The 14,639-nt window shown below is 70.9% G+C and carries 19 protein-coding genes; 15 read left to right on the top strand and 4 right to left on the bottom strand.

Annotated elements, in window-relative coordinates; translation table 11 throughout:
• Positions 1-199: 199 nt before the first annotated feature.
• Positions 200-664 carry a MarR family winged helix-turn-helix transcriptional regulator gene (locus ACFYVR_RS21325; protein ID WP_387476855.1) on the bottom strand — a complete coding sequence of 155 codons (465 nt, stop codon included), beginning with the start codon at positions 662-664 and terminating at the stop codon, positions 200-202.
• A gap of 112 nt (positions 665-776) precedes the next feature.
• Between ACFYVR_RS21325 and ACFYVR_RS21320 the strand changes: the two genes are divergently transcribed.
• From ACFYVR_RS21320 to hisI, 10 genes are all read left to right on the top strand, one after another.
• The gene (locus ACFYVR_RS21320) at positions 777-1,286 is read left to right on the top strand and encodes a VOC family protein (RefSeq protein WP_387476850.1); all 510 of its coding nucleotides are present in this window, start codon (positions 777-779) and stop codon (positions 1,284-1,286) included.
• Positions 1,287-1,351: 65 nt separating this feature from the next.
• Entirely contained in the window at positions 1,352-2,140 is a 789-nt protein-coding gene (locus ACFYVR_RS21315) for a pirin family protein (protein WP_387476848.1), read from the top strand.
• A 31-nt stretch (positions 2,141-2,171) separates the two neighbouring features.
• Complete coding sequence (locus ACFYVR_RS21310; RefSeq protein ID WP_387476846.1) at positions 2,172-3,254, top strand: maleylacetate reductase; 1,083 nt, start codon at positions 2,172-2,174, stop codon at positions 3,252-3,254.
• Positions 3,255-3,286: 32 nt separating this feature from the next.
• The gene (locus ACFYVR_RS21305) at positions 3,287-4,417 is read left to right on the top strand and encodes an MFS transporter (protein WP_387476873.1); all 1,131 of its coding nucleotides are present in this window, start codon (positions 3,287-3,289) and stop codon (positions 4,415-4,417) included.
• A complete protein-coding gene (hisH, locus tag ACFYVR_RS21300) occupies positions 4,414-5,043 on the top strand; it encodes an imidazole glycerol phosphate synthase subunit HisH (protein ID WP_387476844.1) in 630 nt (209 codons plus the stop codon). Before ACFYVR_RS21305 ends, hisH begins: the two co-directional genes overlap by 4 nt.
• Complete coding sequence (locus ACFYVR_RS21295; protein ID WP_387476842.1) at positions 5,040-5,300, top strand: hypothetical protein; 261 nt, start codon at positions 5,040-5,042, stop codon at positions 5,298-5,300. Before hisH ends, ACFYVR_RS21295 begins: the two co-directional genes overlap by 4 nt.
• 19 nt (positions 5,301-5,319) lie before the next feature.
• Complete coding sequence (priA, locus tag ACFYVR_RS21290) at positions 5,320-6,054, top strand: bifunctional 1-(5-phosphoribosyl)-5-((5-phosphoribosylamino)methylideneamino)imidazole-4-carboxamide isomerase/phosphoribosylanthranilate isomerase PriA (protein WP_387476840.1); 735 nt, start codon at positions 5,320-5,322, stop codon at positions 6,052-6,054.
• A 9-nt stretch (positions 6,055-6,063) separates the two neighbouring features.
• Positions 6,064-6,897, top strand: a complete 834-nt coding sequence (locus ACFYVR_RS21285) for an inositol monophosphatase family protein (protein WP_387476838.1) — start codon at positions 6,064-6,066, stop codon at positions 6,895-6,897.
• The gene (hisF, locus tag ACFYVR_RS21280) at positions 6,894-7,667 is read left to right on the top strand and encodes an imidazole glycerol phosphate synthase subunit HisF (protein WP_387476836.1); all 774 of its coding nucleotides are present in this window, start codon (positions 6,894-6,896) and stop codon (positions 7,665-7,667) included. The genes ACFYVR_RS21285 and hisF overlap by 4 nt, the downstream gene beginning before the upstream one ends.
• Positions 7,664-8,011, top strand: a complete 348-nt coding sequence (gene hisI, locus ACFYVR_RS21275) for a phosphoribosyl-AMP cyclohydrolase (RefSeq protein WP_387476834.1) — start codon at positions 7,664-7,666, stop codon at positions 8,009-8,011. The genes hisF and hisI overlap by 4 nt, the downstream gene beginning before the upstream one ends.
• Positions 8,012-8,093: 82 nt before the next feature.
• On the opposite strand, the gene ACFYVR_RS21270 is transcribed toward hisI, so the two are convergent.
• Positions 8,094-9,080 carry a cyclase family protein gene (locus tag ACFYVR_RS21270; RefSeq protein ID WP_387476832.1) on the bottom strand — a complete coding sequence of 329 codons (987 nt, stop codon included), beginning with the start codon at positions 9,078-9,080 and terminating at the stop codon, positions 8,094-8,096.
• A gap of 206 nt (positions 9,081-9,286) precedes the next feature.
• Here ACFYVR_RS21270 and ACFYVR_RS21265 point away from each other — a divergent pair, with 206 nt between their 5' ends.
• Positions 9,287-9,466 carry a 4-oxalocrotonate tautomerase family protein gene (locus ACFYVR_RS21265; protein ID WP_387476830.1) on the top strand — a complete coding sequence of 60 codons (180 nt, stop codon included), beginning with the start codon at positions 9,287-9,289 and terminating at the stop codon, positions 9,464-9,466.
• Between the two features lie 31 nt (positions 9,467-9,497).
• Here the strand turns inward: ACFYVR_RS21265 and ACFYVR_RS21260 are convergent, their stop codons facing one another.
• Positions 9,498-9,989, bottom strand: a complete 492-nt coding sequence (locus ACFYVR_RS21260; protein ID WP_387476828.1) for a MarR family winged helix-turn-helix transcriptional regulator — start codon at positions 9,987-9,989, stop codon at positions 9,498-9,500.
• 83 nt (positions 9,990-10,072) lie between these two features.
• On the opposite strand from ACFYVR_RS21260, the gene ACFYVR_RS21255 reads away from it, so the two are divergent.
• Entirely contained in the window at positions 10,073-10,855 is a 783-nt protein-coding gene (locus ACFYVR_RS21255; protein ID WP_387476826.1) for a dioxygenase, read from the top strand.
• 53 nt (positions 10,856-10,908) lie between these two features.
• Here the strand turns inward: ACFYVR_RS21255 and ACFYVR_RS21250 are convergent, their stop codons facing one another.
• Positions 10,909-11,367, bottom strand: coding sequence for a peroxiredoxin (locus ACFYVR_RS21250; protein ID WP_387476824.1), 459 nt, complete (start codon positions 11,365-11,367; stop codon positions 10,909-10,911).
• 89 nt (positions 11,368-11,456) lie between these two features.
• On the opposite strand from ACFYVR_RS21250, the gene ACFYVR_RS21245 reads away from it, so the two are divergent.
• The 3 genes from ACFYVR_RS21245 (at position 11,457) to trpC (ending at position 14,602) form a co-directional block, all read left to right on the top strand.
• Complete coding sequence (locus ACFYVR_RS21245) at positions 11,457-13,025, top strand: anthranilate synthase component I (RefSeq protein WP_387476822.1); 1,569 nt, start codon at positions 11,457-11,459, stop codon at positions 13,023-13,025.
• Positions 13,018-13,695 (top strand): TIGR02234 family membrane protein, encoded by a 678-nt coding sequence (locus tag ACFYVR_RS21240; RefSeq protein ID WP_387476820.1) that lies wholly within the window; start codon positions 13,018-13,020, stop codon positions 13,693-13,695. The genes ACFYVR_RS21245 and ACFYVR_RS21240 overlap by 8 nt, the downstream gene beginning before the upstream one ends.
• A 97-nt stretch (positions 13,696-13,792) precedes the next feature.
• A complete protein-coding gene (gene trpC / locus ACFYVR_RS21235; RefSeq protein WP_387476818.1) occupies positions 13,793-14,602 on the top strand; it encodes an indole-3-glycerol phosphate synthase TrpC in 810 nt (269 codons plus the stop codon).
• The last annotated feature ends 37 nt before the right edge of the window (positions 14,603-14,639 follow it).

Raw genomic sequence — 14,639 nt, 5'->3', positions numbered from 1 at the left:
CGAGGTGGCGGACGGAGAAGCCGACCGTGGAGTGGACGGGGTCGATGGCCCAGGTGCCGGCGGTCAGGGTGGGGAGGGCGGTGGCGGTGGTCATGGGTTCTCCTCGCGTCGAGATGGCGGCGAATCAAGTGGTTGAATCTGCAACTACTAAGATAGGCGGAGTTCGTTGCAGTGTCAACTACTGGTGGGGGGAATGGGTTCAGCGCTCCTCGAGCATCTGTGTCCGCATCTGCCCGAAGGTGTGGGTGAACGTCGCCACATCGCGAGGGCTGAGGAGGTCGAACATGTGCTCCCGGACCGCGGTGACGTGCCCGGGGCTCGACGCGGCGAGCTTGGCGGCGCCGTCGTCGGTCAGTTCGGCGATCGTGCCGCGTTTGTCGCCCTCGCATTCGACGCGACGCACCCAACCGGCGTCGACGAGTCGTTTGACAGCCCTGGTCACGCCGCTGCGTGTCGTGGTCACGGCATCCGCGAGTCCGCTCATCCGCAGTCGTCGGTCGGGTGCCTCGGACAGGACGACCAGCAACTCGAAATCGGTGAAGGAGATGTCGGCGTCGCGCGAGAGTTGGCGGTCGAGGGTCTGCATCAGCAGCCGGGTGGCATCCAGGTAGGCGCGCCAGGCGCGTTGCTCGTCCGCGTCCAGCCAGCGGGTCTGTTCTGTCATGACTCCAGCGTAGCTCAAGTAGTTGACAAGGCAATTACTTCGTGTACTCTCATCGGTAGTTGACGACGCAACTACATGTGTCGCTGGTGGTACCGACGGAAAGGGGCAGGGCATGAGCACAGCAGCCGAGCAGGAGCGGTCGCAGAAGTTCGAGCAGCAGCGCGACCGCCTCCGCGCCGAGCACCTGAAGCCGGCCGACGCGCGACCCGCGTCCTCGGCTCGCGGACTGCACCACACCGCGCTGGTGAGCAGCGACGTCGAGCGGACGATCCGGTTCTACCAGGACGTGCTCGAGTTCCCGCTGACCGAACTGATCGAGAACCGGGACTACCCGGGTTCGTCACACTTCTTCTTCGACATCGGCAACAGCAACCTGCTCGCCTTCTTCGACTTCCCGGGCCTCGACGTCGGCCCCTACCGGGAGGTGCTCGGCGGCCTGCACCACATCGCGATCAGTGTCGAGCCACGGAAGTGGGAACACCTGCGGCGCAAGCTGATCGACGCCGGTGTCGAGCTGATCGAGCACAGCGAGGTGTCGCTGTACTTCCGCGACCCCGACGGCGCGCGCCTCGAACTGATCGCCGATCCGCTCGGCGAGATGTACGGCTCGCACGTCCTCTGACCCGCCGCACACCCACCACCGCCCGACCCCGTTCGACGCCTCACAGCCCGAAAGGTGCACAGATCATGACCTCCGCACTGACCTCCCCTCGGCTCGACGTCCGCCGCGCCGCCGACCGCGACAAGACGAACATCGGGTGGCTCGACTCCAAGCACTCCTTCTCGTTCGGTCACCACTACGACCCCGCCAACACCCATCACGGACTGCTGATGGTCAACAACGACGACACCGTCACGCCCGGAGCGGGTTTCGAGACGCACCCGCACCGCGACATGGAGATCGTCACCTGGGTGTTGCAGGGTTCGCTCGTACACCAGGACTCGATGGGTCACGCCGGCGTCATCTACCCGGGTCTCGCCCAGCGCATGAGCGCCGGTACCGGCATCCTGCACTCCGAGAAGAACGACTCCTGGCGACTCGACGGCGTCACCGGCGCCCACGCGCAGGAGCACTCCGACCCGGTTCACTTCATCCAGATGTGGGTCGTCCCGGACGAACCCGGGATCACGCCGGGCTACGAGCAGCTCGAGATCGACCACGAACTGCTCGCCGGGGGGCTGGTGCCCGTCGCCTCCGGCATGCCCGACCACGCCGACCACGCGGCCATCAGGATCAAGAACAAGTACGCGTCGATGCACGTCGCGCGGATGCAGCCGGGTCAGGCGCCGATCACCCTGCCCGACGCCCCGTTCCTGCATGTGTTCGTCGCACGCGGCGAGGCCTCGCTCGAGGGCGTCGGCATCCTGAACGAGGGCGACGCCGTCCGGGTCACCGGGGCCGGGGGCCAGCAGCTGACCACCGAGACCGGTGCCGAGGTCATCGTGTGGGAGATGCATGCCAGGATCGCGGGGTAGGCAACACCCTCGGCCGACGGGAGCTTCGACGATGAGAACCTTCACCTACACGGCGCTCCCGTCCCGGGTCGTCTTCGGCGCCGGCGCGGCCGCGCGGGTACCTGAGGAGGTCGAGCGGCTGGGACGCGGCCGGGTGCTCCTCCTGGCCGGGCGGCACCTCGACGCGCGCGTCACCGACGGGCTCGGGGACCTGGTCGTGGCCCGTTTCGACGGCGCGGTGATGCACACCCCGACCTCCGTCACCGACCGCGCCCTCGCCGTTGCGCGGGAGCACGGCGTCGACTGCGTCGTCGCCGTCGGGGGCGGATCGACGACCGGGTTGTCGAAGGCCCTCGCCGCGCGTGCCGGCTACGACCAGGTGATCGTGCCGACCACCTACGCGGGCTCCGAGGTGACGCCCGTGCTGGGGGAGACCCGCGACGGCGTCAAGACCACACGTTCCGGGCCCGAGATCCTGCCGGAAACCGTCGTCTACGACGTCGATCTCACCGTCGGACTGCCCGCCGCGATCACACTGACGAGCGCGGTCAACGCCATGGCGCACGCGGTCGAGGCGCTCTACTCGGCGCAGGCCAATCCCGTCGTCGACGGCATGGCGCTGGAGTCGATCGCGGCCGTGACCCGGGCGCTGCCGAGGGTGACGGCGGACCCGCACGACCTCGAGGCCCGCGCCGACCTGCTGCAGGCCGCGTGGCTGGCCGGTGCCTGCCTGGCCGGCGTCGGCATGGGCCTGCACCACAAGCTCTGCCACACCCTCGGTGGCAGCTTCGACCTGCCCCACGCCCCGACGCACACGGTGGTGCTGCCGCACGCGATGGCCTACAACGCGCCCGCCGTCCCCGGCGTCATGGCCCGCATCGCCGACGCGATGGGGGTGCCGGACGCGCCGGGCGGGCTCCACGATCTCGTCGCCGGGCTGGGCGGACCGACGTCCCTCGCCGAACTCGGTTTCACCCGCGAGGGCATCGGCCGGGCCACCGAGCTCGCCACCGCCACCCCCTATCCGAATCCGCGTCCGGTCACTGCCGAAGGGATCACCCGACTGCTCACCGACGCGCACGATGGACGGCGACCGGGCGGTGACGCTGCCGGGCTGCGTCCGGGCGGCCGGTGACGCTGCTGCGCACCCGCGGGATGCCCGTCGCGATGGCGATGGGCTTCGCGGCCTTCGGCGGGTGGTCGTTGCTGCTGCCCGTCATCCCCCTCACGGTCTCGGAGGGCGGTGGCTCCGACGCCGTCGCCGGCGCGGTGACCACCGTGTTCATGGCGGCGACCGTCGCCACCCAACTCGGGACGCCGCGGCTGCTGCAGGTGCGTGGCTATCGCCTCGTCCTCGCCGCCGGATGCCTGCTGCTCGGTGTCCCCGCACTGGTGTTCCTGCTCTCGACCGCCGCTCCCGTCGCCCTCGGGGTGTCGGTCGTTCGTGGTGTCGGCTTCGGGCTCGTCACGGTCGCGGGGAGCGCGCTGGTCGCCGAACTCGTGCCGAGGGAACTGCTCGGCCGCGCCACCGGAGCCCAGGGCATCGCGATCGCCGTCGGCCAGATGATCGCGCTGCCCGCGGGATTGGCGCTCTACGGCGGCGGCCACGCCGACCTGGTCTACCTTCTCGGGGCGGCGGTGCCGCTGCTCGCGGTCGGCGCGATCGCGGCACTGCCACCGGTCCGGCACGCGCGGGCCGAGAGTGGTCGCCGGTCCCTGCCGAGGTCCGTCCTCCTCGTGCCCTGTCTGTCGATGCTCGTCGTCGCGTCGGTCCACGGCGGCGTTGCCAGCCTGCTGCCCATCGCCGTCGCCGACCGGGCCGCGGTCGCCGGGTTGGCGCTCGCCGTCGTCAGCGGCGCGACACTGGTCGGGCGCTACGCGGCCGGCCTGACCGTCGACCGGATCGGGGTCGGCCGGATCATGGTGCCCGCGCTGGCCACCGCTGCGAGCGGGGCCGCCGTGTTCGCCGCGGCGATCGCCGTCGCCGGATCCGCCGGAATCGCACTGCTGATGGCGGGTGCGGTGCTGTTCGGTGCCGGGTTCGGCGCCGTCCAGAACGAGGCCCTGGTCACGCTGCTGCGGTCCGCCGGACCCGCGCGGCTCGGCGCCGCCAGCGCCGCCTGGAACGTCAGCTACGACGCGGGCACGGGAGTCGGGGCCCTGACCCTCGGTGTCGTGGCGGGCCTGACCGGCTACATCGGGGTCTTCACAGTCTCGGCGATCGCCGTCGTCCTCGTGATGCCGGTGGCGCTGCTGATTCCGTCCACCGGACGCCCGGCCGATAGAGTTGTGCCATGACCTCCGTCGCCCTGCTCGATTACGGATCCGGGAACCTGCACTCCGCCCAGCGGGCCCTCGCCCGCGTCGGAGCCGACGTCACCGTCACCTCCGATCCCGAGGTCGCACTCGCCGCCGACGGCCTGGTCGTGCCCGGCGTCGGCGCGTTCGCCGCCTGCATGGACGGACTCAAGGGCGTGCGCGGCGAGCGGATCATCGGCAAGCGGCTGGCCGGCGGGCGTCCCGTGCTCGGCATCTGCGTCGGCATGCAGATCATGTTCGAACGCGGCGTCGAGCACGGAGTCGAGGCCGACGGCTGCGGCGAATGGCCCGGCACCGTCGAGTTGCTGCAGGCCGAGGTGCTCCCGCACATGGGTTGGAACACCCTGACCGCCCCCGCGGACAGTGTCCTGTTCGCCGGCATCGACCCCGACACCCGCTTCTACTTCGTGCACTCCTACGGCGTGCAGAAGTGGGAACTCGCCGACGACGACCTGATCGCGCCGGCGAAGCTCACCTGGGCCGACCACGGCGGACCGTTCCTCGCCGCCGTCGAGAACGGCCCCCTCTCCGCCACCCAGTTCCACCCCGAGAAGTCCGGCGACGCAGGCGCCGCGCTGCTCGAGAACTGGGTCCGCGCTCTGTGAGCGGACGCGGCGACGGGTTCTCGTACGGCCGGCTGGCACTGGCCTCGCTCGGCGCCGCGACCGCCGTGCTCGCGCTCGCCGCCGTGCTCGTCGCGGTGCTGCGCCCGAGCGGCGTGTGGGGCCTGCTGATCGCGCTCGCCGGGGTGGCGGGCGCGATCGCCGCGATGGGCGTCGTCTCGACCCGGATGACCCGCCGCGCGTTCGGTGGGCGTGACGCCGCAGGTGGGCCCGACCCGGAGGCCGGCGCCGACCGGTGACGCAGTAGGGTTGGCGCACGTGAGCCTGGTCCTTTTGCCTGCGGTAGATGTCGTCGACGGACAAGCTGTCCGCCTCGTTCAGGGAGAGGCAGGCAGCGAGACCAACTACGGCTCGCCGCGCGACGCCGCGCTCGCCTGGCAGAACGCCGGCGCCGAATGGGTCCATCTCGTCGACCTCGACGCGGCCTTCGGTCGCGGCTCCAACCGCGACATGCTCGCCGGTGTCATCGGCGAACTCGACGTCAAGGTCGAACTGTCCGGCGGCATCCGCGACGACGCGTCCCTCGAGGCGGCGCTCGCCACCGGCTGTGCGCGCGTCAATCTCGGCACGGCGGCCATCGAGAACCCCGAGTGGTGCGCGAGTGCCATCGCCCGGTTCGGCGACAAGATCGCCGTCGGCCTCGACGTCCGGAACGTCGACGGCCGCTACCAGCTGCGCGGTCGCGGCTGGGTGACCGAGGGCGGCGACCTCTTCGAGACCCTGGCCCGCCTCGACCGCGACGGCTGCGCGCGTTACGTCGTCACCGACGTCTCCAAGGACGGCACCCTCACCGGCCCCAACCTCGACCTGCTGCGTGAGGTGTGCGCGGCGACGGATGCGCCCGTCGTGGCATCCGGCGGCATCTCGGCGCTGGACGACGTCGTCGCGATCGCCGGCCTGGCCGGTCTCGGCGTCGAGGGCGCGATCATCGGCAAGGCACTGTACGCCGGGCGGTTCACGCTGCCCGAGGCCCTCGCCGCGGTCTCCGGATAGTCTCGCCCTATGACGGACCCACACGAGTTGCTCGCGATCGCCGGGGGAGTGCTCGACGGGGCCGTCGAGCGGTTCGTCGCCGGTGTCGGGGCGCCCAGCGCGGTTGCGAAGGGCCCCAAGGACTTCGCCACGGCCGTCGACCTCGAGCTCGAGAAGCGGTTGTCGGGGGAACTGGCCGATCGCACCGGAATTCCGGTGCACGGCGAGGAGTTCGGTGGGCCGGACCTGCGCTCGGGAACGGTGTGGGTGCTCGATCCCGTCGACGGGACCCTGAACTACTCGTCCGGTCTGCCGACCGCGGGCATCCTGCTCGCGCTGCTGCAGGACGGCGATCCGGTGCTCGGTCTGACGTGGTTGCCGTTGATGAACCGGCGGTACGCGGCCGCGGCGGGCGGCCCGCTGTTGTGCAACGGCGAGGTGCTGCCGCCGCTGCGGTCGCAGGACCTGACGGAATCGATGGTGGGGTTCGGCGCGTTCAACCTGGACGGGCGCGGACCGATCCCGGGGGAGTACCGGGTCCGGGCGCTCGGTGAGGTCAGCCGGGTGTGCCGACGGCTGCGCATGCACGGGTCCACCGGCGCGGACCTCGCGTTCACCGCGGCCGGGATACTGGGTGCGGCGGTCGTCTACGGGTACCACCCGTGGGACAACGCGCCGGGCGTGGCGTTGGTGCGGGCGGCGGGCGGCGTCGTCACCGACCTGGCCGGGCAGCCCTGGCACCTGGGGTCGCAGTCGGTGCTGGCGGCGGCGCCGGGCGTGCACGAGCAGATGCTCGAAATTCTTGTCCCCCTGGGTGATCCGGGGGAGTACCGGGACGGCGGAAGTCGGGAAGGAACGACATGACAGTGGCGGTGCGGGTCATCCCGTGTCTGGACGTCGACGCGGGCCGCGTGGTCAAGGGCGTCAACTTCGAGAACCTGCGTGACGCGGGCGATCCCGTCGAACTGGCCGCGGCCTACGACGCGCAGGGCGCCGACGAGTTGACGTTCCTGGACGTCACCGCATCCACCTCCGACCGCGGCACGATGATCGACGTCGTGACGCGGACCGCGGAGCAGGTGTTCATTCCGCTCACCGTCGGCGGCGGTGTGCGCACCGAGCAGGACGTCGACCGTCTGCTGCGGGCCGGCGCCGACAAGGTCAGCGTCAACACCGCCGCAATCGCCCGTCCCGAACTGCTGCGCGAGTTGAGCCAGCGGTTCGGTGCGCAGTGCATCGTGCTCTCCGTCGATGCGCGCACCGTTCCCGAGGGTTCGCAGCCCACCCCGTCGGGGTGGGAGGTGACCACGCACGGCGGCAAACGCGGGACCGGCATCGACGCCATCGAGTGGGCGCAGCGTGGTGCCGAGCTCGGGGTCGGGGAGATCCTGCTGAACTCGATGGACGCGGACGGCACGAAGGCCGGCTTCGACCTGCCGATGATCCGCGCGGTCCGCGCGGCGGTGCACGTTCCGGTGATCGCGAGCGGTGGCGCCGGAGCGGTCGAGCACTTCGCGCCGGCCGTCCAGGCAGGTGCCGACGCGGTGCTCGCGGCGAGCGTCTTCCACTTCGGTGACATGACGATCGGCGACGTGAAGAAGTCCATGCGGGCAGAAGGGATCACCGTCCGATGAGTTCTCTCGACCCGGCGATCGCAGCCCGGCTCAAGCGCAACGAGGCCGGACTGTTCAGCGCGGTCGCGCAGGAGCGGTCCACCGGCGACGTCCTGATGGTCGCGTGGATGGACGACGAGGCCCTGGCCCGGACACTGGAAACCCGTAAGGGGACGTACTATTCGCGGTCCCGGCAGGAGTACTGGGTCAAGGGGGAGACCTCCGGCCACACCCAGTACGTGCACGAGGTGCGCCTGGACTGCGACGGGGACAGCGTCCTGCTGATCGTCGACCAGGAGGGCGCCGCCTGCCACACCGGCACCCACACCTGCTTCGACTCGGACGTCCTGCTGCCCCGTCCCTGAACCGGCCCCGTTCCCGAACCCGGCTGGACCGGGTCGGGGACGGTCGGGGTTGCCAGGCGGTTGCCGGCAACCCCGTCGACCGTCAGTAGAGGAACAGCGGGTTGATCAGGACACCCGTCGAGCGGTGGATGGCCGTGGGTGCGGCGACGAGCAGACCCGTCGACGCGCCGGTCTGCTTCACCGCGGACACGGCGGGGCCGAGCAGGCAGTTGTCGACGAGGCACAGGCCGATCGCGTAGATCAGGTCGTGCACCTCGAGGTACCCGGTCGGGTTGTTGCGGGCATCGTGGAAGTCCCAGAGCACCAGGCCCGGATCCTTCGCCGCGATCCACTTGGCGCCGTCCTCGCCGATGCCGGGCCGAGCCACCGCGGCGGCGCCGCTCGGGTACACGTTCCCGGCGGCCTCGTAGCGGTCACGACCCTGGTAGATGATCAGCGCGTCGCCGGGTTCGAGGGTGACCCCGGTCGCGGCGAGCGCGGCGTCCAGGTCCGCGCCGGTGACCGGGTTCTCCGCGTCGACCCACTCGACTCCGCGCGTTCCCGCGATGTCGAGGATCACACCGCGGGTGGCGATGCCGTGCTGCGCCCAGGCCACCATGGTGTCCTCGTCGGTCCGGGAGTTCTCGGCCGGGATGGGGCCGTGCCAACAGCCGTCGGCGCCGATGTGGGCCAGCCCGTCCATGTGCGTGTTGTGCACGCCGTGGGCGTCGTACTTGATGACGTCGCCGCCGTGGGCGGAACGGCCCCGGACGCCGATCTGCACCTCGAGCTCGACCGAGCCGTGCCCGGACGGCATCTCGGGGAGTCCCATCTTCTCCCACTGCGCCTTCTCCATTTCGGCGACGGCCCGGCCGTCGGCGAGGCGACCGGGGCGGGTCTCGACCTCACGCTCGAGGGAGACGGCCTTGCCGAGTCGCACCGCGGCGACGCCGCGCAGACGGGACGCCTCGTCGATGAGGTCGACGGAGCCGCGGCACTGCACGCCCTCCACGTGGCGGGACGCCTCGTGCCGAGTCGCGATTTCCCTCGCCCACGGGCGGAGGCGGTCCGGTCCCAAATCGACAGTCATGCTTACTCCATTTCCAAATCGGGGGACGGTCGCCGAATCGACGACGGCCCTAGATGGTGAGACAAGTCGGTATGAATCGCAGGATATCCCCGGAGTGGTCTCCGCCACAATAAGCCCACGTGTCGAATTATTGTGTAGTTGCCGGCGCGTCCACCGGGGTGTCGCCCCGACGGCTGCACGCTCGGCGGGCACTGCACAATGGGCGGATGCCGCTGATCCAGATCTCCCAGACCGCAGGCCTGTCCGCCGAGCGCAAGCGCGCCGTCATCGAGGCCGTCACCGCCGCCTACGCCGAGGCCAGCGGCAAGGACCCGGCCAAGGTGTGGGTCACCATCACCGACGTCCCCGGGGAGAACTGGGGCGTCGGCGGCGTCCCGCTCGCCTGACCCGTCGGCCTGACCCGTCCGCCGGGTCAGGTCAGGCCCTGCCGGTCCCCGCGGCGATGGCGCGGTCCAGCTGCGTGACCAGCGCCTTACCGAGCGTGATCAGCGTGCGCACCTGCTCGTCGTCCAGGCCGTCGAACACCAGCTGCTGGACGGTCTCGACGTGGCCGGGCGCGGTCTCGACGACCTTCGCGTAACCCTCGGGGGTCAGCACCGCCAACGACCCGCGGGCGCCGACGATGGCCTCGCGGCGCACCCAGCCCGACTTCTCCAGCTTGGTGACGACGTGGGAGAGCCGGGACAGCGACGCATTGGCCTGGGCGGCCAGCGTGCTCAGCTGCAGCCGACGGTCCGGCGCCTCGGACAGCACCGCGAGCACGAAGTACTCGAAATGGGTCAGCTTGGCGTCGCGTTGCATCTGGGTGTCGAGGGCGGCCGGCAGTCGCGTGGTCAGTGCGACCAGCTCCCGCCAGGCGAGCTGCTGCTCGTCGGTGAGCCACCGGGTGGCGCCCTCTGCCTCGGTCATGTCCTGCGGTCTCCTCCGGAATAGTTGTGCTGGGTGAGCGTTGACCACTATGATTGTTGAAGCTTCAACATAGAGGAGTGGTCATGCCGAACACCGCGATGCCTGCGCTGTACCTCAGTCATGGTGCACCGCCGCTCGTCGATGACACGCTGTGGGTCGCCGAACTCGCCGCCTGGTCGAAGGACCTGCCCCGGCCCACCGCCGTCCTCATGGTGTCGGCGCACTGGGAATCGGCACCGTTCACCATCGGGTCGGTCACGACCGGTACCCCGCTCGTGTACGACTTCGGCGGATTCGATCCCAAGTACTACCAGGCGCAGTACGCCGCGCCCGGCGCTCCCGACCTCGCCCGCCAGGTCGCCGCCCTGATGCCGGACGACGAACCGGTGTACCACCAGCCCGACCGCGGACTCGACCACGGCGCCTACGTGCCGCTGACCGTCATGTACCCGGACGCGGACATCCCGGTGCTGCAGATCTCGCTGCCGACCCTCGATCCGCAACGCCTGCTGCACCTGGGCGAGCGGCTCCGGCCGCTGCGCGAGCAGGGCGTGCTGATCGTCGGGTCCGGTTTCACCACCCACGGGTTGCCGTTCCTGCGCGACTGGTCGCCCAACGCCGTCGCCCCCGGATGGTCGAAGGAGTTCGACATCTGGGCGGCCGAGCGCTTCGCGGCCGGTGACGTCGATTCCCTGATCGACTTCCGGGCGAAGGCGCCCGGCATGCCGTACGCGCACCCGACGATCGAACACTTCGCGCCGCTGTTCGTCACGCTCGGTGCGTCGAGCGACCCCGAACAGACGCCCGAACAGGTCGTCGACGGGTTCTGGATGGGCCTGTCCAAGCGGTCCCTGCAATTGGTCTGACGGCCTGTGCGTGCTCGTGGTAGCGGGAGCGACCGACGTCACGCACAGGCGCCTCAGCGCCGTCCGCGGAGAAACTCGAGGGCCTGGTCGGCGTGGGTGTTCGCGCGCAACTCGCTCGCGATCACCTTCGCCACGGTCCGGTCCGGGTCGATGACGAACGTCGTCCGCTTGACCGGCATGAACTTCGCCAACAGGCCACGCCGGACGCCGAACTGCTCCGCGACCGCGCCGCCGGAGTCCGACAGCAGCGGGTAGTCGAACGACTTCGCCGACGCGAACGACGCCTGGGTGTCGACGGCGTCGGTGGAGATGCCTGCCCGCGCGGCCCCGACCTCCGCGAAGTCCGACGCGAGGTCGCGGAAGTGGCAGGCCTCGGCCGTGCACACCGGTGTGTTCGCGGCCGGGTAGAAGAACAGCACCAGCGGTCCGTCGGCGACCAGCTCGGTGAGCGTGCGGACGGTGCCCGTCTGGTCGGGCAGCGCGAAATCGGGGGCCTGGTGTCCGGTCTGCATGCGCGCGAGGCTACCGCTCGCGCCGCCGCTTCGGGGGCGGCAGACCACCGCCCGCGACGGGGCGACCGGGCGCCTGGGATGATGGACGCATGCCCGGCGAGTCGATCACCGTCACCCCCGCAGCCGCCGACACGGCCGCAGTCACCACCACCCGCGCGCAGTTCCGTGCGCTGGCGGCCGAACACCGCGTCGTGCCGGTGACGCGAAAGGTGCTCGCGGACGCCGAAACTCCGCTGTCCGCGTACCGGAAGCTGGCCGCCGACCGGCCCGGCACGTTCCTGCTCGAGTCGGCCGAGAACGGCCGCTCGTGGTCGCGGTGGTCGTTCATCGGGGCGGGCAGCCCGGCCGCGCTCACCGTTGTCGACGGCGAGGCCGCCTGGTACGGCAACGTGCCCGCGGGTGCGCCGTCCGGTGGCGACCCGATCGCCGCCCTCGGGCAGACCCTCGAACTCCTGCGCAGCGAACGCCTGCCGGACCTGCCGCCGCTGACCGGCGGCATGGTCGGATTCATGGGCTACGACATCGTGCGGCGGCTCGAACGGCTGCCCAGTCATGCCGTCGACGACCTGCAGATCCCCGAGATGGTGATGCTGCTCGCCACCGACCTCGCCGCCGTCGACCACCACGAGGGCGCGATCACGCTGATCGCCAATGCGGTCAACTGGGACGGCAGCGACGAACGCGTCGACGAGGCCTACGACGACGCGGTCGCGCGTCTCGACGCGATGACCCATGCGCTGACGGCACCCGCTCCGTCCACCGTGTCCACGTTCACCAAGCAGGCCCCGAACTTCCGTCGGCAACGCACCACCGAGAGCTTCGGTGCCGACGTGCGACGGCTGATCTCGGAGATCGAGGCCGGCGAGGCGTTCCAGGTGGTGCTCTCGCAGCGTTTCGAGATGGACACCGACGCCGCGCCCGTCGACATCTACCGGATGCTGCGTGCGTCCAACCCGAGCCCGTACATGTACCTGGTCAACGTCCCGGACGGTGGGGGCGACACCGCGTTCGCGATCGTCGGGTCCAGCCCCGAGTCGCTGGTCACCGTCAAGGACGGGACGGCGACGACCCACCCGATCGCGGGCACCCGCTGGCGCGGCGCCACCGAGGAGGAGGACCTGCTGCTCGAGAAGGACCTCATCGCGGACGAGAAGGAGAACTCCGAGCACCTGATGCTCGTCGACCTCGGACGCAACGACCTCGGCCGGGTCTGCGAACCGGGCACGGTGAAGGTGCACGACTACCGGCACGTCGAGCGCTACAGCCACGTCATGCACCTGGTGTCGACGGTGACGGGCCGTCTCGCCGCAGGCAGGCACGCCCTCGACGCCGTGACGGCCTGTTTCCCCGCGGGCACGTTGTCCGGCGCGCCGAAGGTGCGTGCGATGGAACTGATCGACGAACTCGAGCCGACGCGCCGCGGAATCTACGGCGGCATCGTCGGCTACCTCGACTTCGCCGGTGACGCGGACACCGCCATCGCGATCCGGTCCGCCCTCGTCAAGGACGGGACCGCGTACGTGCAGGCCGGTGCCGGTGTCGTCGCGGACTCCGACCCGGTCTACGAGGACACCGAGGCCCGGAACAAGGCGATGGCGGTGCTCAGCGCGATCGCCACCGCGGACACCCTGCGTGCCCTCGGCGGCGGCGATGACTGAGCAGGCCACGCCCGCCCGGACGTCGGCCCGCGCCGCCGCGGTCCCCGCGCTGCTTCTCGCCGCGGGGGCACTGTGCCTGTGGGCGTCGTCGCGGATGACGTGGGTGCGGATCGAATCCTCCGACGGGCTCGGCGTGGCCCGCACCACCGACCTGATCGGCGGCACGTGGGCGGCCGCGACGACACCGCTGGCGCTCGCGCTGCTCGCCGCCATCGCCGCGTCGTTCGCGGTCCGGGGCTGGGCGTTGCGTGTGGTGGCGCTGCTGGTGGCGGTGGTCGCGGTCGCCGCGATCGTGCCTGCGGTGCAACTGCTCGCGACGGACGTCGACCCGGACCGGGCCGGCCGGCTCGCCGAACTGCCCGACCGCGCGGACGTCACGCACACCGAGGTTCTGGCAGGCCCGGCGGCTCTGGTCGTCGCCGGGGGGCTGCTGGCGTTGGGTGCCGCAATCGCGTTGCTGCGCAAGGCGTCGGTGAGCACGGGCCTGTCGTCGAAGTACGCGGCCCCGGCGGCACGGCGGGAGGAAGCGGTCAAGCGTGCCGAGTCGAGCGAGCCGCCGAGTCAGCGGGTGCTGTGGGACGCGCTGGACGCGGGGGACGACCCGACCGACCCCGAGCCCGGCGACGGACGCCATGACCAGGACGGGCCGGGCGGGACGCCTGGCACGTAGACCCGCCGTAAGTCAAGACTGGGCCGGGCTCTACGCTTGGCTGGACCGGATGACGTTTCTCACAATCGGCGACAGCCCAGAAAGGACTCGGGACACGATGACTGTTCTCGATTCGATTCTCGACGGGGTGCGCGCCGACGTCGCCGCCCGCGAATCCGTGGTCGACTTCGCCGCGGTCAAGGCCGCCGCCGCCGTCGCCAAGCCCGCGCTCGACGCGGCCGCCGCCCTGCGCGCCGACGGCATCGGTGTCATCGCGGAGGTCAAGCGGGCCAGCCCGTCCAAGGGCGAACTGTCCATGATCACCGACCCCGCCTCGCTGGCTCGCGCCTACGAGGAGGGCGGGGCCCGCGTGATCAGCGTCCTGACCGAGGAGCGTCGCTTCAAGGGTTCCCTCGCGGACCTGGACGCGGTCCGCAAGGCCGTCGGAATTCCGGTGCTGCGCAAGGACTTCATCGTCGGGCCGTACCAGATCCACGAGGCCCGTGCCCACGGCGCGGACGTCATCCTGCTGATCGTCGCCGCGCTCGAGCAGAACACGCTAGCGTCACTGCTCGACCGCACGGAGTCGCTCGGCATGACGGCCCTGGTCGAGGTGCACACCGAGGAGGAGGCGGACCGCGCACTCGAGGCCGGCGCCAGCGTCATCGGTATCAACGCCCGCAACCTCAAGACCCTCGAGGTGGATCGGGACACGTTCGGCCGCATCGCCCCCGGCCTGCCGTCCAGCGTGGTCAAGATCGCCGAATCGGGTGTCCGCGGCACCGCCGACCTGCTCGCGTACGCCGGTGCGGGCGCCGACGCCGTCCTCGTCGGTGAGGGCCTCGTGACGAGCGGCGATCCGCGGACCGCGGTCAAGGATCTGGTCGCGGCCGGGACGCATCCGTCCTGCCCGAAACCGGCCCGCTGACCCGACGCCGGGCGGACCCCACCCGGGATTCGGCGGG

The sequence above is a fragment of the Rhodococcus sp. NPDC003318 genome, assembly GCF_042879035.1.
Taxonomy (GTDB): Bacteria; Actinomycetota; Actinomycetes; order Mycobacteriales; family Mycobacteriaceae; genus Rhodococcus_G.
Note: the sequence above shows the minus strand (reverse complement) of the source record. Positions and strands in the feature narration are given on the sequence as shown.